This is a genomic window from Rhodopirellula baltica SH 1 (genome assembly GCF_000196115.1).
GTDB lineage: Bacteria > Planctomycetota > Planctomycetia > Pirellulales > Pirellulaceae > Rhodopirellula > Rhodopirellula baltica.
In genome coordinates this window covers 2,174,230-2,199,910 of sequence record NC_005027.1, presented here as the reverse complement: position 1 = coordinate 2,199,910, position 25,681 = coordinate 2,174,230, and the positions used below count along the sequence as shown (strand labels likewise).

Sequence of the window (25,681 nt, the reverse complement as noted above, 5' to 3'; positions counted from 1 at the left end):
TGAAAGTGAGACTATCATGGCGCGATCAATGTTAAAGGCTGATTACGAAGATTTGGTACAGAGGCTGATTAAAGCTTTGGCAGAGTCGGGGGCGTTGGGGGCTGTCGATAATGATGAAGAAGAACGCAGCGAATCCCCAATCACAGATCGGCAACTAGAGAAAAAAATTCATCGAACTAGCAAACGAATGGTTTGCACTACTGACGAACGTGGGTTCGCGACACCTGATGACGTTGACCCAAACTCCATCGTACTTGATGCCTCGGAAGGGTTTATCCCGTTGTGGCGCTACGGCACGACTTTGAGATGGTGTTTTGATGAAGTTGCCCTTTCATCGCATGAACAACGATCCGGGGTCAAGCGAAAGGTGCGTGAATTGATGCAGGAAGCAATGTTGGCTTGGGGAGACGCGGCACCAATTAGATTGAAAGAAGAGCGTGACTCATACGATTTCCGCGTTGTTGTGAATGCCAACAGTCGCTGCACTCCGTTTGGCTGTACCCTCGCGAGCGCGTTTTTTCCAGACTCAGGCAGGCATAACTTTCATGTCTATCCTGAAGCGTTCGAGCAATCGCGGAAAGAACAGGTGGACACATTTATTCACGAACTCGGTCACGTTTTTGGCCTGCGGCATTTCTTTGCACAAGTTCGAGAGCAAGCATGGCCAAGTGTGATCTTTGGGAAACACCGCGCATTTTCGATTATGAACTATGGCGAACAAAGTGAGCTTACTGAAGATGATCGTAGTGATCTGCGGGAGCTTTACAGGGCTGTTTGGTCGGGGGTCCTAACAAATGTCAACGGCACCCCAATTCGACTATTCGCACCATACCATGAGGCTGGGGAATTGGTTACGCCGAGATTTTTTGATACTCGTTCTGCGATCGAGTAACGCGAGTTTTTGGTCAATGTTGTTGCCTGTGCGGGTGACGACGGACGGTTATGTGTACCGAGTGTGTCTTGTCGAGACCAGGCTGGACAACACTTCATCAGTTTGAGCTTTTTAGGAATGGAGAACACTAAATGTTGCATCTCGAAACAGGGGCGATCACGAGCGTCGACGACCTGAGGGAGTTCTTGCAAAAAGCAATTGAACTTGAGCACGCGACGATCCCGCCCTACCTCGTGGCGCACTATTCTCTTCACGGCCCGCTCAATTCCGAAATCAGAGACTGTCTGAAAGAAGTCGCGATTGAGGAAATGCTTCACATGACGCTTGCTGCCAACATCCTGAACGCGATTGGTGGCACACCCAGGATCGACTTTCCAGAGTTCGTCCCGGATTATCCGTCGAAGCTTCCGCTCGGCGTGGGATCGACTGACCCGGACCATGAACTGATTGTTCCGCTCGAGCGATTCTCAAAACAGCTCCTGAAGAACGTGTTCATGGAAATCGAAGAGCCCGAGCGACCACGGGAATTTCCAACCATCGAAAGGTCTGCGGCTCTTGTCGCACCCCAGTTTACCTTCTCGACAATTGGTGAATTCTATGCAGCGATAAAACAGGCGCTCATGCATTTTGGCAGTGAAATATTCTCTGGCCCTCCCGCAAACCAGGTCTCTGTTCATCAGGCGTTTGGAAGGTTCATTGATACGAATCAGGTTCCCGACATCGTCACCAGGCTGGAGTCCGCGCTGCGAGCAATCGACGTGATTGTCGAACAGGGCGAGGGGACGTATGAGTCGCCTGTCGATCCCAACACCGGCGTCGTCGATGACTATGCGCACTACTATAAATTTGCTGCCATTTTTCATGGAAGAAGGCTGAAACCGGATTGGACTAGCACCGGCGGGTTCTCCTATTCGGGGCAACGCATTGGTTATGACCCTGAGCAAGTTTTCCCTCTCCTGGCAAACCTCAAACTTCAGGATCTCCGCGGAGATTCGGAAGAACACGAGCTTTTGCAAACGTTCAATTTGACGTATTCACGCATGCTGCGGGAACTCGATTCCGCGTTTCATGGAAATCCAGCCGCGATTTTCACTGCAGTCGCAACGATGAGACAACTGGAGCAGGATGCTGAAAATGTGGTCGCAAAACGAATCAGTCCGGACTCTTTGAAGACCATTCAGATCGGAGCCGACGACGTCTACCATTTGACACCAAGCTTTGAATACGTTGCCGGAGCAGACGAGCCATCGAAGACTCGGTTTGATCGAGTTATCGAGATTCTCGATGAATCCATCGGAGGACCGTCAGTCACAATCGGCGTACACGGCGCTTTCTGGAGAAACAAAACAAGGAATGAGTTTATTGCATTTCAATTCGCCGGATTGGATTTGATCGTGGTCAACGATGGTTCAGGCTCAAACATGGTAAAGGCCCTCAAGGGTGAAGCGCCGTTTGGTGCCGATTTGCCAAATTCACCTGCGGGTGCTCGTTTCAGTCGCATGCCCGCAGGCTTTGATCCGGTATCGAATTCAGACATTCAATTTATTGAGCAATGGATTGATGATGGTTGCCCGGAAGACCCGCTACAACCTGAAGAAAAAATGGCCTGGCGGCGCACCAATGCTCCGGACGCCAGTTCACGCACGGACGATATCTGGTTCATTGATCCGCAGCGAGGATGGGCTGCCAACAGCAATGGGAAGATTATTTTTACCGAAGATGGTGGCGATTCATGGGTAGACCAGTTAAGCGACCCCGAGGTTTATTTTCGTTGCCTGGGTTTTGCGGATGAACAAACGGGTTGGGCGGGAACCCTGACAGCAGGCAAGCGACTCTTTCATACGACTGATGGAGGGCAGAATTGGCAATCGGTGGATAACCTGCCAGGCAATCAACCTTCGGCGATATGCGGGATTTCTGTTGTTTCCAAGGATGTGATTTATGCCTCCGGAACGAACTTTCCGAATCGACCAACGGGCGTCTTTAAGACAACCGATGCTGGCGCGAACTGGGAAGCGATTGACATGGAACCGTGGTCAGACATGTTGATCGACTGCTTTTTTACGGACGAAAACACGGGCTGGGTGGTTGGTGGAAAAATCGAACCTGGCGAACCGCAAATTCGCGACAACTCATTCCCGGTCGTTCTGAAAACAACTGACGGCGGAAAGACATGGGAGAACAAGCTCGATTCCATTTCGGGAGTTTTGGTCAAAGGTGAATGGGGCTGGAAGATCCAGTTCCTGAATGATCAAATCGGTTTTGTGTCATTGGAGGCATTCGATACAGGAGCCATTCTGAAAACGACCGATGGTGGCGAAAATTGGGTGCGGCTGCTAATTAATGACCCGCAACAGAATGCCAACCTGGAGGGTGTTGGATTCATCGACGAACACGTTGGCTGGGTCGGCGGCTGGGGAGACCGGGAATTTGAACGGCAGTCCAGCAGCTCGACCGACGATGGCGGTGTCACCTGGCGGGACGCCAACGAAATCGGTCGAGCCATCAATCGCTTTCGTTTCTTCGGTAATCCCGTCACCGTGGGTTATTCGTCGGGCGTCACGGTATACAAGTATGAGTCCATCGACAGTGGAGCTATCGCGGTCCAGGCGATTGCCTCAACTCGTCAAATCATGCCCGCTCGGCTGCTAACCCGTTCCAGCCAAACTGAGACCGTTCACATTCCAGTCGGTTTCGATGCACAGCAAACGGCAACGCTGCGCATTTGGGATCGTTTTGGAGATGAGGTAGCGGTTATTGAGAACATTTCTGGTGATATAAATGGGGTTGAGTGGGATATGAAAAACAGTACCGGCAACCGGGTGCAACCTGGATATTTTATTCTTCGTTTGACACGTGGCGAAGAGTCAGAAAGTTCCCTGTTGAAACTGAAATAGTTTACGGCAGGGTCTGTTGAAACTTCCATTACCAATCGATACAGGCTGGACGCAGACATCGACTTTGATGCGATCCGAACAAATTTCGGACAACTATGGATTCTCTTGATCGACTCCGCTGGAGACGAGATTGAAAAATTAAATAATGTCGAAGGCGTTACTTCGGTAGAGATCGATCAGGAAGTTTCTACGCAACAAGACCTATGAGCGAGAATTCTCCATGAATAGATTGATGACTTCTTCGTAATTTCGATCCCATGGGAGTCCGTAGCACGAACGGTCCGAATCATTAAGCTAGGTCAGATCGAATTCACTGAACACTTGATGGGAACGTTGGGATGTATACGCGAGAACTTGGTCGGGAGTTTTGGTTTGACTTTGACAATCAAACACTGTGGCAGCGGACGCGGGTGATCGCCGATGCGTTTCAGCGTGGGTATTTTGCTCAGAGTTGGGGCTTGGACTCGCTTCCCGAGTTTTTGCGGACTTCGTTTTCAAATCCGAGTCATCCTGAACCATTTGTGACGACGGTCGAATCTGGTAAACGCGGATTGCTAGACCTCGCCGCAATCCAATTGCAAATCATTGATCGACACTTGAAAGACGATGATGCGATTCGCAGTGCGTTTGAGGACTTCGGGCAAGGTGTCTTGTTTGACGATCGTCCGCCGCGACCACCAGGCAGACGCGTTCACATGATGGATGGGACTCCGGATAATTGGGTTGGCTGGCAACGCTGGCATGGATTTATCCGTGCTGCAAGTTTGTTAGGCGATTCAGCGGATCGTTGGTTGCACATCGATCGTTGCATGGGACTCTCTTGGGCGATTCAAACGGAAGCGATTCCGGTGAATGACAGTCCCAGCAATCCAGAGCTGCCCGCAAGTCGATTGGACTTGTTGCGCGACAGATGGATGGGACTTACGTTTGAGCATCTTGATTGGGCGTTTGCCAAGCACCGTTTTCGGGCACCTGCACCAGAGGCCTTCGATGCAATTTGCGCTCCATCGCAACGCGCAGCACTCGCAGGTGTCGGTGCTGCACCGCCCGTGACTTATGCGGGTGTTCAACAAATTCTGGAATCGGCTTCTGGGATGAGCTTCCCGCACCATGATGGTCAGGCCAGATTTTGGCGACTTCCCGAGGATGAATTTTTAGCGGTGCCACCGATCTATGGCCATGCGTTGATTGCCGATCCTGGGCCGGATCGCGGGGCTCGCTCGGCTCTCGTCAAAGTTCTCAAGGGAACGCTTTCTGGCATTCCGCAAATGCCGCTGAACCAACCGCCATTGAGTAGTGACGATATTCAATACATCGAAAACTGGATTGACTCACTTGATAGCACCAGTGGAGCATTTCAGTACTCACCACCGGCAAACGTCGAAGACCTTTCGCCAGCTCAGAAAGCAGAGTGGAGCGAAGTCGTTCACGGGTGGTTTCGCTCGGCAGAGACGCGACTGGTACAAGACATCGGAGTGTCGATGGCTGACGTTCGGCTTTTCAATCTGGTTGACACGCCGCAACACGGTGGCGGAAGTGTGGCAGAAATTCCGTGGAGCGGTTTCCCTCGGAAATATTCTCAGGTTGTTCAGGATGTCGAACAGCGTTGGCGAATCGTGGAAGAAACCGCCAGTGCAGACTTAACCGGTAGACGAGCGAGCTATTACCGACAAGTGCCGGGCGGATTTGTGCCTGCGGACGATATCGTTTTTCGCGATCAAGACGAGTATTGCGAGTGGCATTCTTTCCGCGACACGGGCAACGATCTAAGAAAAGTTGTCTTTACTTGTGAGAACCCAGAGTATTGGCGGTTCATCGCGGACGATGACCCCGATCTACTATTGACGCTCTATCAAGACTTAACGGGCCAGTCCGTCGCGATGGCGGATCTTTTTTTCGGTGAGGACATCTTCATCCCGGATCAGGATGGCAATGCGATCAATCAAAACGGAAAATACAATCCTTACAACAAATGGAACACGACCGACGGTGCAATTCATCTGACACATCCAGCCAATTCACTCTCCGCTGAGGTCTTCCTAGCCGCCGATGCGACTGTCCTACGGAAAAATGATACTGGGCCGATTACAGCGCCAGGCGCGCTAATTTGTTGTGCTGGCTATGGTGGTCCTGATCGCTCTAGCGACCCAACAATCGGATCCGCGATCAACGGCCTGGTACGGCAGAAACAATTTGTCACCATCGACGATCCAGTCGGCTTGTACATTCATAGTCTTGACCCAGCACCGTTCGAATTTCCAACCGGTGTCACGTTCAACGACTGCTGGAAAGTCATCCGTGGAGATCAAGACAAAAAGCAAATTCTGCGGGCAGAATTTTCACTTCCCGATGGCGGCCCGCTGAGCAATGTCAACGTTGGCGGCGAACCGCTTCGTTTTGGTTCGCAAATCGCGGAGTTTATCTCGATCGTCATCTTTGGCAAAGCTTTTGACGCGAGTGTTGTTCCAAGTGCGATGTCCTGTGTCGCACATTGTTGCGCACATCCAACTCTTCCGGATTTGCAAAGAATTACTGATATCGATGTTCCGTGCCCGCCGCCAGGTGGCCCAGCAGGTATTGCTGCAGCGCGCGAACTGGACGCTGCTCAAGATCCCCTGCCAAACTTGAAGAGCATCAAGAATCCTTACACTCGGTAGCATTCCGGGGCACCTCTGCGACAGGCAATCCGAATGATCGAACCGCTACTTTCGACCGACCAGATTCAAGCGAACATCGCGCCGGGTTTCCGTTTCCCATTCCAGCATCTCATCGCGGTCAAGTCGGGGGGAGCCGATGAGATTCGTCGATTGATTAGCGAATTGCTACCTCAGGTCACCACGATGGATCAGGCATTGCGGTTTCACGAGAGTCGTTTGGAACGGGCGAGACAAAGCTACAACTTTGGGATATCCAGCTTTCGTGCCCTGGAATCACACCCTTTGTGGGTTAATGTCGCTTTGGGTAACGAACTACTCATGAGTCTAATTGGCGACTCGGTAAACGACGCGGACCGTTCGTTTCGTCTGGGGCTTCATAGTCGTAGTTTTGCTCTCGGCGATCATCGCGATCCAGCAAGTGAGGGACACAGGAACAATTGGCTGGTTGGCGGTCCAGACAACGCGGCCGATCTGTTCTTGATCATCGGGTCGTCCGATGACGCCACGTTGGATGAAGGGGTTGCGTCACTCATTGACACCATCGAAGGCAATACGCATACGGTCATTTACGATGAACGTGGCAATCGCCTGGAGAACGATCAAGAGCATTTTGGGTTTCGTGATGGAGTCTCCCAGCCGGCGATGCGTGGTCGAGTGTCGGCCGGCACCCATGACTTTCTAGCCAAACGTCGGGTGCGCAATTTGCCAACCGGGCCGGAATGGGCGTCGCCGGGATCGCCTCTGGTTTGGCCGGGTGAATTCGTGTTCGGATACCCGCGCCAGAATTCAAACAACTTTCGCGATCCGTCCTCGATTGCCAACACCGATGACTTTCTGAAGAACGGTTCATTTTTGGTTTTCCGAAGACTCAAGCAGGACGTTCGGCTCTTCCGCGAAGAGACGGACAAGATGGCGTCGGAGCTAGCTGCGCATTCGGAGTTCTCACATATCGACGCAGAACTGCTGCGGGCGAGTATCGTTGGCCGATGGCCGGATGGAACTCCCATGCAGCAGTCTCCTGATGGGCCACCCGCACAAATGACATCCGAAGAACGAATCAACTATTTCGGCTACGGCGACGAAACATGTCCGATTGAGTTAGCCGATGGCCGAATCGTTCAAGGGACCGATGCAGACGCCGATGGCATCGTTTGTCCTTTCCACGCACACATCCGTAAAGTGAATCCTCGCGACCGGTCAACGGACCTTGGAGCAGAAACAAACACGATGAAAATGCGAATCCTGCGTCGCGGAATCCCCTTTGGCCCTGCGTACGAGGATGCTCCCAATGAAAACAATCGAGGACTTTTGTTTCTGTGTTATCAAACCAGCATTCGCGATCAATTTGAGCAGTTAATGTTCCGCTGGGTCAATTCAACGGTGAACCCAGAACCAGGAAACAACGAAGGTCATGACATGATCCTCGGTCAGAATGGGGCGGCAACCGACCGCGAGCGATTTTGCGTTTTCAAAAACGCATCTGGCTCCGAGGCAACCGTTTCCACGCGAAAAGACTGGGTCGTCCCAACCGGCGGCGGCTACTTCTTTTGCCCATCGATCAATTCACTGAACCAATTAGCCACAGCGTAATCACATGAAGAACAAGCCGTTGATCATAAGACTTGGCTACGTACATGCGATCATGATTGCCGCAACAGCGCTGACGCCAATCGTATGTAAAGCACAAAACGCTGATCCCTTTGAGATTTCTCCGCCCACCGTCGGTTACGAGTATCGACTTGACATCCACATCGACGAGTCTATCGAAGGAGTTTTCGTTCGCTCGTTGCTTCCCAATAGTCCTACGCAAAGACTGCGTCTCGCCAATGCCAATCCTCCTGTCATTCGCGCATTGCGTCCCGGCGATCAGATCACTCATCTCAACGGAAGAATCATTCGCAACGGCCAAGGACTGCGAGACGCATCAGATGCTAGTCATGGCAATGTGCGATTGACGATTAAGGAAAGCGATACGCTGCGCACACGCGACTGGGATGTTGACCCAGTGGTCATCACGCTCACGGCAAATCGAACAGCGGCGACTTCGCAGGCAAGCGGTGTCAAGCCAGTTCTGTTTGCCATTCTGATTGCCGATACGCAAGACGAAACGATCGGAAATGGAGCGAAAGTCAGCTTGGACCAGATTTCCGAACAGCTCAAACAGCTTATCAGTAAGGATCAACTTGAACTAACGATCCTGGATGAAGACGATTGCAACCCAGAAAAGATCATTCGCGAGCTTGGCGTGATTCCTTCCACCGATGCCGATTCAGTCTTCGTGTATTACCTCGGTCACGGCGCGTTCGACCCTCTACAATCGCAGAACGATCCATCCCGAGGTCACTTTATGGATTTCAAGAGGAAGGATCTTCTACGGCGAACCGTATGGAAATACTTGAACGCCGCCCCCGCCAAGTTTCGGGCTGTTGTCACCGATGCCTGCAATGTTCAGGGTGAGGCTGATCCGTTTGAATACCGCATGGAACTGCGCGCAAGAACAATGCAGATTGTCGGCGCGACGGGGCTGGAATGGCTGTTGCTCGGACATCGAGGACAAATTGATTTGTCTGCGGCCGATTTTGGGCAATTTGCTTGGTACAGCAATGAGCGTGGTGGTTTCTTCTCGAACCAGTGGGTCCAGGTTGCCAGTGACGTTTCACTCACAGACTGGTCACCCTTTCTATCGCAAGTCGGACAAGCGTCAAACAAATACTACGTAGCAGAACGAGAACGAATCCTAGCGAATCCTGGCAGCATTCCTACTGATACACTCGCGAGATTGCGCAGTCAGACATCGATGAGAACTCGGCTCTTCCGAAACCAAGTCAGACGCGACGCGCTGCCACCAGTCAATCCCCAGTTGAGACGCATGATTACAACAACCCACACAACGGCAGTTCCGTTTCATGAGAATAACTAAATCGATCATTTTTCATGCTCGACGAATGTGGTGGTCACGCTATGCAATCGCGACCATCTTGTCGCCGATGCTGATTGTTCTAGCGGTCTGGTTCTTGCCTGGAATGCTGCGGGGACTGGTGCTGTTACGAACGGTTCGTACGGAGCTGACACTGGGTGATCATACGATCGCCGATTCTCTCTTTCGCACTGACCTGAGTTGGCTTACTTGGCTCAATGCGATGAATGTCGCGTTCGGAATCGCAACCTATCGCCTCGTCCGTTTGCATTGGCAGAGTCGAAGTCGTCACTACTTCGCAGGCCATGCTTCGCAGTCCGATGAGTTACCAACTCAATTCGAAACGCAAACTTTGAACGAATCGGGAAAATTCCACATTGCTGGCTGGCCGATTTTGGGATGGTTTGTGTGGTTCTCGATGTCGTTGATCTATCCAATCGTAGCCTCAAGAGAAACGATCGCTGATCAACTTAGCGCAGACGCAATGCTGCAAATGGCGAACGCAAACGGTGCCTCATGGAGTGCTGCTGTTGTTGGGATCGGGATCGGCCTGTTTGCGGCATTGGCGAGCCTTTTGCTACTAGCGTTTATTCGTGCGTTGTGTGGCGGTGCCGATTCCCGTAGTAGTGGCATGTTTCCCGGTGAAGAGTGGGCGAGGCACTTCGCGAGCTGGATACTTCCCACATTAATGTCTAAGCATCGACTGCATCGTCTCAAATTGCCAATCCACATTCATGGTGTTACCGATGCTCAAACGAAAGTGTTGCTGCCGGGCCATTTGCAGTTGTTAATTGGATTATTGCTTTCTGTGACCGTCTATTTTGTCTGGCTCTGGCAATCTATCCATGCTGATTTGTGGAATGTCCCGAAATGGCCAGTCGGATTCTATCTGCTTGTCTTGATATTCTTGACTGGAAGATTCGTTTCACTCATTGCATTTTTATTTGATCGCTACCGAATCCCGGTTGGCCTAGCAATCTTGGCATGGATGCTGGTTGTGTCAGACAAACAGCGCTATTTCGAGTTATTGAGTGTTCAAGAAGCTAATTTTACAAAACTCGATCGTCCGCCATCAAATACTGGGCATAATCTGATCGACGCATTGGCGCAGCGCCCCGAGTCAAGCAGCGACTATCCCGATCCCCCTTACCTTTATGACCTTTACGACGAATACCATTTTCCCCGATGGGGTGACGGCAAACGAACGTGTGTCGTTGTATCAGCGAGCGGCGGTGGAATTCAGGCCGCAGCTTGGACGTCGAAAGTTCTTACAAGTCTCGAAGCGGAGATCGAACCGTTCGGTGAATCGATTGGGCTGATAAGTTCGGTTTCAGGAGGCAGTGTCGGTACGATGCACTACTTGGCGAATCGGTATCCTCGTGTCAATGACATCAACCATCCCCCCATGAGTCCTTCAGCAAATCAGCTTCTTCTCAACGCTCGATCCAATGCGTCTTCGCTTGAAGCGATCGGCTGGGGCATGGCGTTCCCCGATTTTTCACGACTGATTTTGCCATTCAAACTTGACGGTCGTGCTGATCGTGGTTGGGCGTTGGAAGGATCGTGGTGGAATCGATTGGGACGAACCGAAGCAGACGCCAGTTGGATGAGCGAGGTTCGAGTAAGGGATCTCGTTCAACCAACCATTGATGGTAAATTTCCCCCGGTGGTGTTCAATGCGACAGCAGTCGAGACCGGGCAACGCGTTTTGATTTCTCAGGTCAAAGGCAGGGCTGTTCCGCCGGAAGATTCGCGGCCAAATCAGTACGATGGCGTCAACATGCCGATAGACTTTCTCGATTTCTATGGCTCGATTTTCACTGAACCCACGATCGTCAATCCCCGATTGACCACTGCGGTACGACTGTCAGCGACATTTGCCTATGTGACGCCAGCAGCATTGCCACTGCCTGTTGATGACGGTCAGATCGCAGCGCCGGAGCTACGCTCGCGACTCGATATTCATCTGTGTGATGGAGGATATGCAGACAATACAGGGCTTGTTTCGGCAATCAGCATGTTTCAGGATCTCATCACTCGGTACGATGAGGACATGAAGAACAAGAGGAGAAAAACCGCTCCGTTCGACCGCGTACTGTTCGTTCGTATTGAGCCATTTCCACCCAGCGTTGCCCAAGCAACTTACGACAACCGAGGCACCAAAAGTGCATTTTTTGGGCCGCTCACCGCACTTGCGGCCACCCGAACTTCATCCCAAGCTGAGCGTGCGAATCTGGAACTAAGCCTTTTGATGAATACAAGTAGCGAGGATTTCATCGAGCACCAGCAATCCACGGCTCGCGATATTGATCAGCTATTGCAACAAGTCCAGGAGGCTTCCGTGCGAGCCGAAGCAGAGGTTGATCCGGAGAAGCATCAACGTCTGCATAAAGCGATCATGGATCTGCAGACTGATTCTATCGAGAAAAGCCTGGATGGTGTCGAAATCGATGTTAGTCTTGAACGGCACATGCGTGCTTTTCAATTGGGACTTCGACAAAGTGACCCCGAAAAGATGAAGGCACCTGCCGTCAAGGAGATCGCCAGAGCAATCGACCAGATATTGGAGCGGCAACAACAATCGACCGAAGAACAAGGATCGTCGATCGAAGTCTTGACTGCATTGTTCCGATTTGACACTCGATCTAGTAAACCGGAGGACAGCGAAGGGACTAGCAGTTATTCACCACCTTTGTCCTGGCGACTTTCACAGACCGACTTGGCGGCAATCGAAGTTGCGTGGAAACGTCATGAGAAAGCACTTCACCGAAACGACACCGTCGCGACAGCCTCGTCTGGAAGAGATACGGAATCCAAAGAAACACCTTGGATCACCGAGTCGTTGCCGCAAAGCAAGAGCCTGTCCCCCCGAGAAATGCTGAATCTTTCAAAGTAACAGTTGAGTGGGAAGAACCGGCTAAGAGCAACGTCGCAGGTTTTTACGCTGTCGCTGGGTTGTACGCAACAAGCCGAACACGAACGCAGGTCAGTAACCGTGACCAGTTTCAGTTGATGAATCGTTGGGATGATTCAACAGTGAGTTCGGAATGGCAACGGGCCAAGGTACGACATGATTCTCGACCAGAATGGGAATCTCGTGGGACGATTCAATATTCATTCCCATTGTATTCCTGCTGGCTTCCGTACCAATCCAGTGTGGTTATAGGTTTAATGATAGGCGAAAATTTGATACAGGCAATCGATACAATGGAGCCAGTTGTGACTCAAAATTATGAACATTCTGTCATTCCAGACGATGTCATTGCGGCAACCGAAAAGCGATTTCATAACATCCAACAAGAGTTTGATTCCCCGCTGGAAAAGTCACGTAGTGATTTGCTTGCTCAGAACGGACTCTCAACCATTCAAGATCGGCTCGAACGAGCGGGTGTGGATCCCAAACTCGCCAAGCAAGCGTCACGAGCTGGTGCAGCAAACCGTTCGCTCGACAGTGCGTCGATGTCTCGGGCCACGATCTCGGAAGCCAGTGCGTTGGAGAGGATTCTCAACGGGAACGATTTGGTCGATGTGCGATTCTTGCTCAATGGAGCTTCGCGAATCGCGTCGGTTGGAAGAATCAATTTTGGCGGCCGTGGTTTCGCGACAGGCTTCTTGGTCGGCCCCGGCGTGATCATGACCAATCATCATGTTTTTGGGAGTGCGGCCGAGACTCGGGGAGTGCAAGTCGAGTTCGGATTCCGCGAACTCAATCGTGACGGAGGATTGAGTACGCCAACAAAATTCAGATTCGACGCAAGTCAACTTTTCTTTGCCGACAGAGATCTCGATGTTGCGATTGTCGCCATCGGATCTCGCACAAGTGGAAGTATTGACCTAGACAAACTTCCTGTCATGCGACTACTTCCAGACTCGGATGCTGTCATTATGGGAGAGCGACTCAATATTGTTCAGCATCCCGCAGGCGAGCCGAAACAAGTCGCGCTGCGCGACAACACGGTGATTGCGATTCCGGACGAGACCTTTTTGCACTATCGCGCCGATACAAAGCGTGGATCCAGTGGCTCGCCCGTATTCAACGATGAGTGGCAATTGGTCGGACTTCATCACTCTGGTGTGCCAGACAAAGACGATGACGGGAACTGGCTCGATATCTTCGGCAACGTGGCAACGAACAGAACACCGGATCACCACATCGCCTGGATTGCCAACGAGGCAATCCAAAGTTCCGCATTGGTCGAACTATTGAAAGATACGACGTTTCGCGGATCGGAACAACGTTTGGTAGATGGTGTTCTAGAGGAATCGGATTCAGAAGAGTCAATCGTTCAGTTTCGTTCGCCCAACTGCCACAATGAGCCGCACTGTGAAGACGGCAATCTGCCTCAGCGACCCGTTGCAGATGGAGTTGTTCGCGTTGCCCAAGGCAGGGGCACAGTTCGTGTCAGGGTTCCCGTGGAGATCACTGTAAGAATTGGCGAGCCGGACGACCACATTCTAGTCAACAATGACTTCGACGTTGTGTCGGTTGAACGTTTGCGCGAACGATTTGGAATTGATCGCGATTACTCCAATCGCAACGGCTACGACGCGGAGTTTCTTGCTCATAAGCTTAACCTGCCGGCGTTGACCGAAGATCAGATTGCAGCGGCGGCGATCAATCGCGATCCGATCAATGGCGACTTGCCATACGTGTTACGATTTCACAACTTCAGCGTTGTGATGAACGGAGAGCGACGCCTAGCGTACTTCACAGCGGTCAATATTGACGGCGAAAAACTGATTCGCATTCGTAGCGGGGACGATGGCGGCAGTGCGAGTTGGAGCGAAGATCGACGCATTGGTGCACACGAACAGACCAACAATGACCATTACCGTGGCCGCGACAACAAGCTGGATCGCGGGCACTTGGTCCGGCGGCTTGATCCGGGTTGGGGTGGGCAACTACGCGATTCGGCTCGGGGTATCGTTGACACTTACCACTATGTGAACTGTGCTCCCCAATACGACACGTTCAACCAATCCGATGATCGCGGTGATGACGCAAATGGATTGTGGTTAGGCCTGGAAAACTTCGCTCTCGACAATGCCGAGAAGCATGATGTGAAGATCAGCGTCTTTACTGGGCCTGTATTTCGTGATTCCGATCCCGACTTCCGAGACAATGGAGTTCGCATTCCGACTCAGTATTGGAAAGTCATCGCATGGGTGGACGAGAGTAATGACCTGAAGGCTGCGGCGTTCCTATTGAGCCAAAAACGAATGCTCGATGACGACCCGCGTATTGAGCGCATGGACGAAGAAGCGTTTGACTTCCGCGAGCGAGACTTGTTTCAAACTACCGTCACCAAGATCGAAGAACTGACTCATCTGAATTTTGGTCCCTTGAACGACGCCAGGGGTGGTGGTGAGTCGACTGCCACACAGGTGCCGCGTCTGCTCCGTTCATACAAAGAGATTGTCCTCACCTAGGCATCGCCAAATCACAGTAGGGCGAGGTTCACACTCATCGTCTGCAGATGCTTTTACGAGATTGAAGCATGTCTAAAAATGCGAGAAAGCGAAAGTCGCTGCACAAGCTGAATTCCAAATACTGGAATCAACAGCGATTTGGCTCCTGTCCCGAACGGTGCAATAGGTGCGTTCGCTTCCCTCAACGCGGCGCGGCTGCGTCATTTCTAGACGAACAACCATCGTTTACTTCGAGCGAAGTGCCGCAAGATCAATACAAGGAGATGCCTTACTCGGCTGTTGGCAAAATACTTTTTCGCAGTGCACGGGCAGGTCAGTGTAACGTCATGGAAGACGCCTATGGATCCGCTTGGGCAATTGGTCCGCGTACCATTATGACAGTCGCACACAATTTGTACGAGACGAACTGCGCTCAGTTCTCAAGCAACATTGTCTTTGTCCCTGGATTTGGGTCTGATCAACCAACCGCTCTCTATTCCGTTGTCAGCTACAGGTTTCCTTCCGCCTATCCGGAAATCCCAAGTTCAAACAACGACGTCGCGATTTGTATCTTGGATCGAGATTTTGACGCTGATGTAGGCTTCATCGAACCATTGACGCACCAAGTCGTAGGTGGAGATCGGCTGCTTGCGCTGGGCTATCCTTCCAATCACAGCCTTCAAAACATGTGGCAATGCGATGGTGAGTTCGTGACGGAGTTGTCAGATCCGGAAGACCGAATCGCAATGAGCTCTGATTTTCGCGGTGGATCCATTGGCGGGCCTTGGGCGCTGCACGTGGGCGAAACATGGCGAGCCAGAGGTCACCAGGTTGGTCCCTACCCAGGCCAAGCAGGAGACATTCAAGGCTCGACTTACTACGGAGACCAAGTCGTTGAATTGCTGGAATGGGCGGGTTCGATTCTTCGCACAGTTTAGCCGTCATGTCAAAGCACACTTGAAGAAATTTCATCCTGAATCTGATCAAAATCCGAGGCACAAATGAACAACCAACAACAATCGCCGATTCACATCAAATCACCAGTCGTTACCAAGTACGCCAGGCCATTGAAGATTCGATGGTCAAAGCACCTCGACGGAACACTCAAGCCGCATCACGGTAAGGTGCAAGTCGTGTTTAGCGGTGACAAGAAAGAGCGAATTTCGTTTGATGGGCGTGACTTTCACATTGTGCAGTTTCACTTCCATCACAAGAGTGAGCACTGGATCGAGGACAAACAGTTCCAGATGGAACTTCACATCGTTCATCAGAATTGCGATCCGGATGATGGTAAGCTCGCGGTCCTAGGAATCATGATCGAGGCTGACAATTCGGCAAAGACTGTGCCGGGTTTGATTGAACTGATGGAAACGATGGCGAAGGACGACGCCCGCAAATTCATGGACTTCAAGACAAATCCTCATGAATGGCTTCCACCAAATACCCAGCACTTCTACCGGTACGAGGGATCCCTCACGACGCCCGAGTATGACGAAATCGTAAGTTGGATCGTTTTGAGAGAACCGTTGAAGCTCCCCAGCAAAGAGATTAATAAGCTGATCCGTTTCGCCGCCGAGCCGGCCAGACTTCCGCAGCCGCTTAACCGAAGGTTTGTCCTCTCGAACTTCTCGTAGATTCATGATTTGAACACTCGCTCGGACTTCAGACGCTATCTTTGGGGCACCAAACCACGCGAGATTTCTCGATGTGTTAAATTACACCTTCTAACTAAGGACATGAGCGTCTACCGCAGTGAAGATGGAGCGCGGAATCTCCAGTGAAGTCCTTGGAACCGTCGATCGAGAGTATTGTTTTGACATAAACTGTGACAACAGCCGACGAAGCATGACCACAGCTGAACGCACCTGAATATCAGCAAATTCTTGCACTAGAACGGTTTGTCGCCATTAACTGGCATTTCGCAACCATTTACGAAACGCCAGTAAAGGTTTCGTAAAAACCTTCCGTTGTCGGACCAATCGTGAGAATTTCGCCGACCGAACGCGAGAACGCCGACGCCAAACGGGAATCCGTCGCTTGCGTCCTCATTTTTGCCCCGATGCTCACCTTAGGGCTGGCAGTTGCATCGGTGATTGGCTTCATCACGCTTGTACCGCGTCGTGAGATTGGGGGCGGGCGTTCTGTTCCCGAGATTAGCTGGTCGGCTTACGGGCTACTTGGCAATCTCGTCCCGTTTCTGATCTCACTCGTGATCGTTGCGTTGTTCTTCCGCAAGCCGCGACATCGAATTCTCGCTTGGATTCTCGCTGCACTCACATGCTACATTGCACATGAGATTTTCGTGACCAACCTGCTTCGCCGCGACTTCATCGGCAAGTTTTAGCTCGCCGATCGCCTAACAGGGTTTCCAAGCTTGGGCTTTCTCACAACTTCGTCGGTTGGCCGCATGGGCTGGGCTGGGTGCCGTTTCTCAGGATTCAATCATCGCGAGCTTCGTCCTGGGCGGCGTCGCAGAAACTTGCGGCCAGCCGAGTTGCCGCGATTGCCAAAGCTGGCGACCTGAGGATTTGATAAGCGGAATTCAGTGTTCCTCAATGTTCCGCGGTTAGATGAGGCTTGCCGTCTCAATGTTTGATTCGGCAAGTTTGTAACGCGGCGCGGAAGGTGCAGATTGCTCGCTGGTCGTTCAAGATTTGCTGATATCGATCACGCGAGTTCCGGAAAGTGAGTCGTGCCACCCGACGCGTTTGTCTCCGAAAAGGTAGGAAAGTGGATCGAAGGGAATCAGGCGAGCCAAACTACGACCAAGAATTTTCCCAAAGCCTGCTTTGCCTCCATCCGCCGATCGCACGCGAGTTTTGGTAATGAATTTGGCAAGTGTCGCTCCAAAGACTGCTTCCATCAGGATGTAGTAGAGGGCAAAGAAACCAAGCCCCATGAATGTCGAGACGAGGGACATCGTTGCCTCTTGTTCGGGAGTCATGTCGACTCCGTGCATGACAACAAACACGATCCCAACGACGATGCCGATGCCGAATGAGAAGACTTGGACGAAGACCCAATCCAATAGGTAGTTTGCGAGCCGCTTGTTCTGGGACGCAAAGGCTCCAGTGGCAAGTTCCGATGAATCTGCGGCATCGTTCAAGGACGACGCGTAAGGATTGTGTCCACCGGTGGCTGCTGCTGGCATCATGCCTGGTTTGGGTGCGACTGCGACGGGTGCCAAATCGGTTTCGGTGAGTTCGTCGAACAGACCCGCGTCGGCACCCAGGGGACTGGCGACCGGTTGAGGTCGGCGAGCTGGAGCTGCGGGCCTCGCCGATGCGGGGGCGGTGCGTGTCGCGGCAGCAACCGGAGTCGCTCCTTTAGGGGCGGGCACACGGAGTTGCTTTCCACAGGGGCATTTCACGGTCTTACCCGCCGCCGTGTCAGGAACTTGGAGCAGCTTCGAACAGCCCGGGCATTTCAATTTCATCGATCATCATTCCCATCGTTTTGATCCCGGATCGTTTGCATCCGGAACAGCCAATTTCTCCGCGAATCGTATCGCGACGATGAAGATGATAACCCAATTGATTGATTTGATATCAGGTTGGTTGTCAATTGCCGCGCGATCGATCGCTAAGTGAAGGCCATCCGGTCTCAAACCCGGGTTTTCTCGAGCGGATGGGGCTGGACGAATATCGGTAGCGACCGTTCGAATTGGGAAAATTCCATGAAAAAACGTCCGGTGCTCACGTGAGCTTCCGGACGTTCTGGAAATCATTCGATTTGTTCGGCACCGTCGTGCCGTGGGAACTATTTAATCGAGCTGTCCAGATCAGCAGCGGCGTCGACACCAGCATCCACATCGGTGTTGCCAGTTGCACCATTCAAGTCGGAATTGACTTCGGTGCTAGCACCAGCATCTCCATCGGGGGTGAAGCCAGCGTCCACGTTCGATTCGGCATTCGCTCGCGTTTCGCCAACAACGTTTGCGTCGGTCTGATTGTCAACTTGGGTGTTGGCGTCCAGATTTGCATCACCGTTTGTATTGGCGGCGGCACGCGACTCGGTAGAGGCATCTGTTTGGGCATTTGCATTACCGCTGACGTCCGCGTCGAGATCGCTGTTCCGGTTCGCATCGGTGGATTGGTTCGTTTGGACCGCTCCATCGACTTCCGTATTCTGATTTTGGTTGAAGTCGTTTTCGTCCGATTGGCCATCGCGTGATGGAGCGGCGTAATCTTGGTCAGCATTTCCGTAACCAGCCTGATATTGCTGCTGGCTGCCAGTAGCATCAGCGTTCATTCCGCCATCGAAGTAGACGCGTTGTCCGGAGACACAGATGTATTCTCGGCCACTGGCGTCATGGCGTAGCGTGTAAACACCTTGGCTGGTTGTACCATGGTGGTTCACCGAACCATGGTGGTAGGTGGTACCCGCATGATGAGTCATGCCGACGTGGTGTCCACCAAGGTGATGTGCGGTTTGACCCTGTCCGTATTGCACGTTGCCGTGATTCGTGTAGCCGTTGTGGTGCTGATATCCGGCTGCTGCGTTGGTGCCAAGATTTTGGTTGTACGATTGGCCGTTGACGGTGACGTTCTGACCGACATTGGCACGAATGTTTTGTCCCGAGTAAACGTTGCCGTTTCGGTTCGCTCGGCTGTTGGCGATTCCGTTGGACTGAATAGAGGAATTTGCTGCCGCATCGTCGACTCGGTTGCGAAAGCCATCCGCCGCTCCACGTGCCATGTTTTGGGCTTGGCCGGTCGTTCGACTGACTGCATTGCCAACTTGGTTCGCTGCGTTGTTCAGGACACCTTGTGCGCTCGCCATGGTGCCTGTTGCGACGAAGCCCAAGAATGCGGCGGAGTTGATGAATTTTCTCATGTTGTTTTCCTTTATTGTGGGGTGATGGGGCACGGGCGACGACGTTCAAAGAGCAAAGCTCGATGTCTCTGTGTCGCCCAATGGGGGATGCCCCGAAAGCGTCTTTGTTGAGGAGACGTTGGTTGCAACCGGTGTTCCGTAGTTGCGAAACTGAAAACAAAATTGAGTGTGGCGTTGAAGATGGGTGGATCAACGCACCGATGCGGTGTCGGCCGGAAGCGATTCGCTGATGGGGCGTCGTGACGCTGCTCGAAATCGTTTCATTGATGGTAGAAAGTCGATCAGGTGTGGCGGTGATCGGCTACCCAGGTAGGCAGGTCACAATGGGTTTATGAGCCGCCTGGCATTAGCCACGGTTCCCGCATTGAACCGGCGCGAACTTTCGCCTGCGAAAGCTATCAGGCTGTTAATTTATTGAGCCGCACCGCGTTAGCGGCGGTTGATGAGACGCCAACCGGGGCGAACGTCCAACGGCTAATGATTGCCATTCGGTATGCGACTGAATCAACAGCCTGCTAGGACCGCCCCATTGGGACTTTGAAATCTTGGTCTCGCCGCTACACAGGGCGTTGCCCTGGGCTGTTGTAGGGCTGCCCCGTTGGGGCGAAGTCGTGCAATGGAGAAGGCGACCAACGGAATTTGCGCGAACCGATACGCTGCACAAAGCCAAACATTCCGCCGTCCAGGCGAGCGCCAAAACGGCTCACGGGATTCCATCCAGTCATTCCCGCGTACCTGCTTCCCTCGTGCCACGTGGCTAAACGCTGCCGAGCAGGTGTGCACCGATGGCGGACAGCAGAAGTGCGCCGGGGACGATGGCGACCGCGGTCCACAGCAAGTATCGCTTCAGGGAGACTCCGCCTGCCGCAGCGACTCCGGCGGTCAGGTGAGCACCCACGCCTGGGATTTGCCGGCCGAGAACCAAGAACCAAGGGCTGCCGGCGGGCCAACGGGATAACCATGTTGGCATTTTGCGGCGGGCATCTTCCGCGGACTCGACGCCTGTGAGCAAACGGATGGTGAGGAACTCCAGCGTCGAGCCGAGAAACCAGCCCAGCCACCCAAGCAGAACTGCGAATGGATAGGGGTACAGGCCTCCGTTGGCAATCACGATCACGTCGGAGGGAACCGGGGCGGCAGCAATCACGGCATGCAGTGGCACCGTGACGACCGGTGCGATCCAGCCCAGACGTTGGTGCATTGCTCGCAGGTCTTCGCCACTGGTTTGGAACGCGAACCAGCATCCGACCAGCAAAACGATGGGCAACGCCACGCGAAAAATGCGTTTCCAGAGAGGTTGGCTTTTGCCGGTGGGTTGGTCTTCGGCGGGATCGGCGGGCGACATTCGATCAGCTTAACAGCTTTTCGCAGCGTTTCTCGGAGACTTTCACCGCCGTGCCGAGTGGCTGAGCGAATTGGCTGACTCGAAGTTCCTCGATCAACCAGCGAAATTCGCTGGTGCATTGTGATTTCGGGTCCCGGCGGTCTTCCGGCAAACCACTCAACCAACGTTGCCACAACCGATCGATCAACTGCCGTCCCTCCGCATCTCGTGATGCTGCGCTGGACGCTTTGTCCAAACGGTAGGCGATCGCACTCAAGTATCGGGGCAGATGCTGAAGGTGTTGCCATGGTGTCCACTGAATGAATTGATCCGCGACGAGCCATTCGATTTGTTGCATGACATCGGCTCGAACGTCGTTCATTTTGGGGGAACTGGATTCTTCCCATTGGCAACGCATGGAGTGGTACGCGTCGGTCAATTTGCCCAGCCATCCAGCGATGTCTTGCGTGGCTTCTCCGATTCGCTGGGGTGCCATTTGGATGCGTTCGTCAAACTCGGCTCGCTTTCGAACCACCGGCATCTTCCGCCCCGGTTGACTTTCGACCAAAGCCACGCGAGCGATCAGATCCGCGAGCGCCGTTTCAATCACGGCTGAGGAGACAATCGGTGCCAATTTGATTTTGGCTTCGGCGAGGGCGGGCAAGTGGCGAACCTGGGCTCGCAGGTCTTTGCGGCAAGCGATTGCAAAGAGTCGCATCATGCCCAGACGCGTGGCGTTTTCGGCGGTCGCTTCGTCGGAGAACAATTTGGTGGACACCGAGTCGCCTTGATCGACCAGTCCGGGGTACTGCGCGACTTGCACGCCGCCGCGTTTGCGGACGACCTCGCGAGGCAGCACGTCCAGATCGAACGATGTCATCTTCTCGCGTGACCAATCCGCTTCCGGACCGCTGGCCGCCGCGGCGACTTCAGAGTCGTCGATGATTCGTGAACCAAGCTTGGCTTTGACCGCGTCGACCCCACGAGTCTTCTCGATGACGTTGCCGGTGTCGTCGACGACGTTGACGAGGAACTGCAGATGAGGCTCAAGTTTTTCGTCTTGGAAATCGGACTCAACCACTCGGACTTCCGCGTGACGCGTCAACGCTTCGCATAGCGTTGGCATGAACGGGACTTGCCCTCGTTTGTCAGAAATTTCGGCGACCACTCTGGCAGCGACATCGGCGGCGGGAACCAAGTTGCGACGCAACCGTTTGGGCAACGATTTGATCATCGCGATGACCTTGGGTTCCAACAGTCCGGGAACCAACCATCCCAGCGCGTCGTCGCTGACTTGCGGGAGCGCGGCTTCGTGGATGGTCAGGTGAACCCCGTCGTCCTCGGCTCCTGGACGAAAGTGATATTGAAGCGGCAAACGTGACGAACCGGCGGCGAACTCATCGGGGTAAGCGTCAGCGGCGATCGCGACGGAATCGACGGACAGGATGTCTTGTGGACGCAGATAGGGCGTCGTTTCGGAATGCTCGTCATCGGAATCCGTGGCGGGAGGATCGGCCAACCAGGCCGCCAGCGCGACGTCGTCGTTCAGCTTGGATGCCCAGGCTGGTGCTGGGTTTTGACGGTCAAACTTTTCCAGCCTCGGTCGATCGCAAACGTCCTCGGGCAAACGCGACGCGTAAAACGACAACAGGGAATAATCGTCAACCACCAAGTCGCGTCGACGGGTTTTCGCGGCGAGTTTTTCGATTGATTCGATCAAGCGTCGGTTGTGCCGTACAAACTTCGCCGTCGTCGGCAATTCGTTTTCGACCAATCCGTGGCGAATCAACAAATCCCGCGAGGTTGCTGGATCGATGGGCGCCAGGGGGACTCGCCGGCGGACGACGACAGGCAAACCGAACAACGATTGACGCTGGTAGCAGAACGCACCGCCACTTTTGCGACTCCAATGTGGATCGCTGTAGGAAGCCTTCAGCAAGTGCGGCGCAACCGCCTCGATCCATCCAGGTTGGATCCTTGCACACGTGCGAGCGTATTGCTTGGCCGTTTCGACCAATTCCGCGGCGACGATCCATTTGGGTTTGGCTTCGAAGATGCCACTGCCGGGCCACAGGAACAACTTCAGTCCGCCCGCACCGGTGTACTCGTTCTTGTCGCCGGCCATGGCGATCCCGGACAGCAAGCCGGTCATCAATGCCTGATGAATCAGAGCGTACTTGTCCGAATCAACGACCGGTTGTTCTTGGTCGGCTTTGGCTGGATCGAGCTCAGCGTAGCGAATCTTTCCGACGGATCCGCGGGACGTCAACGATTTGTTTTTGGATCGACGTTTGTTTTCGCCGATCGATGCCGACATCTCTTTGAGTTGTCGATAGACGTCCGACCACTCTCGCATTCGCGTGGGTGACAAAAAGTTCTTGCGAAGGATCCGCGTGAGCTTTCCACGGCTGTGATCGCTACGCATCGTGTCGTAGAAACGCCAAAGTCGTAGCAGCGAAAGGAAGTCACTTTCAGGATCTTTGAACGCCGCATGAGCTTCGTCAGCGGCGGCACGCTTCTCAGGCGGACGATCACGCGGATCGGGATTTTCCATCGCGGCGGCGATCGGAAGGACTTCCGGCAGCACGCCCATTTCTTTCGCAGCGATCAGGATGCGGCCGACTCGCGGGTCAACGGGCAGGCGACCGAGTTGCCAGCCGATCTCCGTGAGTTCTTTGTCTTCGTCGATGGCCCCCAGTTCGTGCAGCGTTCGCATGCCTTCGCGGATGGCTTCGGCACGGGGTGGATCGATCAGCGGGAACTCTTCCAGGCGACCAAGACGCAACGTTTTGCTCTGCAGCACAACGCTGGCGAGGTTCGTTCGTCGGATCTCGGGAGTCGTGAACGCGTCGCGAGTTTCAAAGTCTTCGGCGCTGTAGAGTCGCACGCAGATGCCGGGGCCGACCCGTCCGCAACGGCCCGAACGCTGGTTGGCACTGGCGCGGCTGATCGCTTCGACAGGTAAACGCTGGACCTTCGTTCGCGCACTGTAGCGACTGATACGAGCCGTTCCCGAATCGATCACGTAACGGATCCCGGGAACCGTCAGCGATGACTCCGCGACGTTGGTTGCAAAAATGATCCGGCGTTTGTTGCCGCTGGGGTGAAAGATCGCTTGTTGTTGTGATTGAGGCAGCCGGGCATACAGCGGCAACAGTTCGACTCGGTTGGTCAGCCCCATCCGTTTGTAGTGGCCCGCGACGTGGTGGCTGACTTCGCGAATGTCGCGTTCGGTGGGCAGGAACACCAGCGTGTCGCCGCTGCCGTCTCGCGAGAGCGAATCGAGACCGCCGATCACGTGTCGCGAAAGATCGTAATGACGACCGTCGATCTCAGCGTCTTCGCCGGCGATGTCTTCCCAGGGAAAGTAACGCAGTTCGACTGGGTAACCGCGGCCTTCGACTTGCAGAATCGGAGCCGGAATGACGTTCGATTCGTTTTCCGGATCGCTGGCGGCTTCTTCGGAATAGGTGCCAAAGTGTTCGGCAAAACGTTCAGCGTCGATCGTCGCCGATGTGATGATGACTTTCAGTTCAGGTCGGCGGTCGATCAGTTGCCGAAGGTAGCCCATCAAGAAATCAATGTTGAGCGAACGCTCGTGGGCTTCGTCGATGATGATCGCGCTGTAGTTGCGAAGCTCGCGATCTATTCGAGTTTCCGCCAGCAGAATCCCGTCGGTCATCAATTTGATCTTGGTGCGATCGCTGGTTTGATCTCCAAAGCGAACTTGATAACCGATCGCTCCACCGAGCTTGGTTTCGGTTTCCTCCGCCAACCGAGTCGCGATGCTGCGAGCGGCTAAACGTCGGGGTTGGGTGTGACCGATCATGCCGTGCTCACCCAAACCGGCATCGAGCAGCATCTTGGGAAGCTGCGTGCTTTTGCCGCTGCCCGTTTCGCCGCACACGACCAGGACCTGGTTTTCGGCGAGCAGATCCACAATCGCGTCGCGATGGGCCGTGATCGGCAAATCGCTCGGGTATTCGATTTTGATCGGCGGATCGGCCGGACCGGTTGCTCCGACTGGGCGATTGGTGCCAGCAACTCCATCGTCGCTCGGTCCAGGATCCGTTGATGCGAGATCGACCGGTGGAAGTTCGGCGTCGCTGGGCAGGGAGGGACTGTGCGGTTTCAGCGGGCTACTTGGTTTCTGATTCACGTGGATCCATCGATCGGGCAACTCGGTCCATCAATTCCTCGATGAAGCGTTCTCGTTCTTCGGGTGAAAGGATGTGATCGCGTTTGGCGGTGCGAACAATCACCCTTTTCAGTGACATCGCCGGACCGCTGATCCAAGTCGACGAGGGAATCGCTTCGGTGATATCGGCGTAGGCGACTTGGTAACAGATCAGTCCACAGCGAATCGAGAGAGCATCGTCCAACAAGGTGTAGCGGCATGGAATCGTGAATACACCGGTCACCGCGGCGATCGCAGCGGCCATCAGGATCATCGTGCCAGCTTCATCGGCGCGGCCTTCGTTCAACAGATACGCGGAAAACGCGATGGCCATGAAGATCGGGGCGAGCAGCAGAACGAGCAGCCAACGATCGACGGCGGATGGGTAGACGAGCGGGGCAGTGTTTCTCATTCGAGCAGTTTACCAGCCGGGACGGTTTTGTTGACCGGAGGCACGCCGCATTGGAATATCAGACCAGAGAGCTAGTTTGCCACCAATGTTCGGGGTTTTGACCGCGAAATCCGCCATTTTGCGAACAACTGTCTAAAAACTCGGAGTTTTCTGTAACGAA

The 25,681-nt window shown here is 53.6% G+C and carries 15 protein-coding genes; 10 read left to right on the top strand and 5 right to left on the bottom strand.

Translation table 11 applies throughout. The features are described 5' to 3' along the window. Positions 1-16 precede the first annotated feature (16 nt). The 10 genes from RB_RS08425 to RB_RS08380 all read left to right on the top strand — a co-directional run bounded on the left by RB_RS08425 (position 17) and on the right by RB_RS08380 (position 17,116). Complete coding sequence (locus RB_RS08425; RefSeq protein WP_011119816.1) at positions 17-892, top strand: zinc-dependent metalloprotease family protein; 876 nt, start codon at positions 17-19, stop codon at positions 890-892. A 131-nt stretch (positions 893-1,023) separates the two neighbouring features. Then, positions 1,024-3,789 carry a ferritin-like domain-containing protein gene (locus RB_RS08420; protein WP_011119815.1) on the top strand — a complete coding sequence of 922 codons (2,766 nt, stop codon included), beginning with the start codon at positions 1,024-1,026 and terminating at the stop codon, positions 3,787-3,789. A gap of 338 nt (positions 3,790-4,127) precedes the next feature. After that, positions 4,128-6,446: a hypothetical protein gene (locus RB_RS08415; protein WP_011119812.1), complete on the top strand. Its 2,319-nt coding sequence runs from the start codon at positions 4,128-4,130 to the stop codon at positions 6,444-6,446. 33 nt (positions 6,447-6,479) lie between these two features. Beyond that, a complete protein-coding gene (locus RB_RS08410) occupies positions 6,480-8,036 on the top strand; it encodes a Dyp-type peroxidase (protein WP_011119811.1) in 1,557 nt (518 codons plus the stop codon). Between the two features lie 52 nt (positions 8,037-8,088). After that, a complete protein-coding gene (locus tag RB_RS08405) occupies positions 8,089-9,366 on the top strand; it encodes a hypothetical protein (protein ID WP_164921725.1) in 1,278 nt (425 codons plus the stop codon). A 349-nt stretch (positions 9,367-9,715) separates the two neighbouring features. Then, on the top strand, positions 9,716-12,259 hold the full coding sequence (locus tag RB_RS08400; RefSeq protein ID WP_164921724.1) for a hypothetical protein: 2,544 nt from the start codon (positions 9,716-9,718) through the stop codon (positions 12,257-12,259). A 116-nt stretch (positions 12,260-12,375) separates the two neighbouring features. Beyond that, positions 12,376-14,793 carry a DNA/RNA non-specific endonuclease gene (locus RB_RS08395; RefSeq protein ID WP_164921723.1) on the top strand — a complete coding sequence of 806 codons (2,418 nt, stop codon included), beginning with the start codon at positions 12,376-12,378 and terminating at the stop codon, positions 14,791-14,793. Between the two features lie 374 nt (positions 14,794-15,167). Continuing rightward, entirely contained in the window at positions 15,168-15,710 is a 543-nt protein-coding gene (locus RB_RS08390) for a trypsin-like serine peptidase (RefSeq protein WP_164921722.1), read from the top strand. Positions 15,711-15,773: 63 nt separating this feature from the next. Then, positions 15,774-16,406, top strand: coding sequence for a carbonic anhydrase family protein (locus tag RB_RS08385; RefSeq protein ID WP_011119806.1), 633 nt, complete (start codon positions 15,774-15,776; stop codon positions 16,404-16,406). 347 nt (positions 16,407-16,753) lie between these two features. After that, positions 16,754-17,116: a hypothetical protein gene (locus RB_RS08380; RefSeq protein ID WP_011119804.1), complete on the top strand. Its 363-nt coding sequence runs from the start codon at positions 16,754-16,756 to the stop codon at positions 17,114-17,116. A gap of 303 nt (positions 17,117-17,419) precedes the next feature. Here the strand turns inward: RB_RS08380 and RB_RS08375 are convergent, their stop codons facing one another. The 5 genes from RB_RS08375 to RB_RS08350 all read right to left on the bottom strand — a co-directional run bounded on the left by RB_RS08375 (position 17,420) and on the right by RB_RS08350 (position 25,521). Further along, positions 17,420-18,208: an RDD family protein gene (locus tag RB_RS08375; RefSeq protein WP_011119802.1), complete on the bottom strand. Its 789-nt coding sequence runs from the start codon at positions 18,206-18,208 to the stop codon at positions 17,420-17,422. 323 nt (positions 18,209-18,531) lie between these two features. After that, a complete protein-coding gene (locus RB_RS08370; protein ID WP_011119799.1) occupies positions 18,532-19,608 on the bottom strand; it encodes a hypothetical protein in 1,077 nt (358 codons plus the stop codon). Between the two features lie 757 nt (positions 19,609-20,365). Then, positions 20,366-20,953: a TVP38/TMEM64 family protein gene (locus tag RB_RS08360; RefSeq protein WP_007328763.1), complete on the bottom strand. Its 588-nt coding sequence runs from the start codon at positions 20,951-20,953 to the stop codon at positions 20,366-20,368. 4 nt (positions 20,954-20,957) lie between these two features. After that, positions 20,958-25,091 (bottom strand): ATP-dependent RNA helicase HrpA, encoded by a 4,134-nt coding sequence (gene hrpA / locus RB_RS08355; RefSeq protein ID WP_164921719.1) that lies wholly within the window; start codon positions 25,089-25,091, stop codon positions 20,958-20,960. After that, complete coding sequence (locus tag RB_RS08350) at positions 25,072-25,521, bottom strand: PH domain-containing protein (RefSeq protein ID WP_007331068.1); 450 nt, start codon at positions 25,519-25,521, stop codon at positions 25,072-25,074. The genes hrpA and RB_RS08350 overlap by 20 nt, the downstream gene beginning before the upstream one ends. Positions 25,522-25,681: the final 160 nt, after the last annotated feature.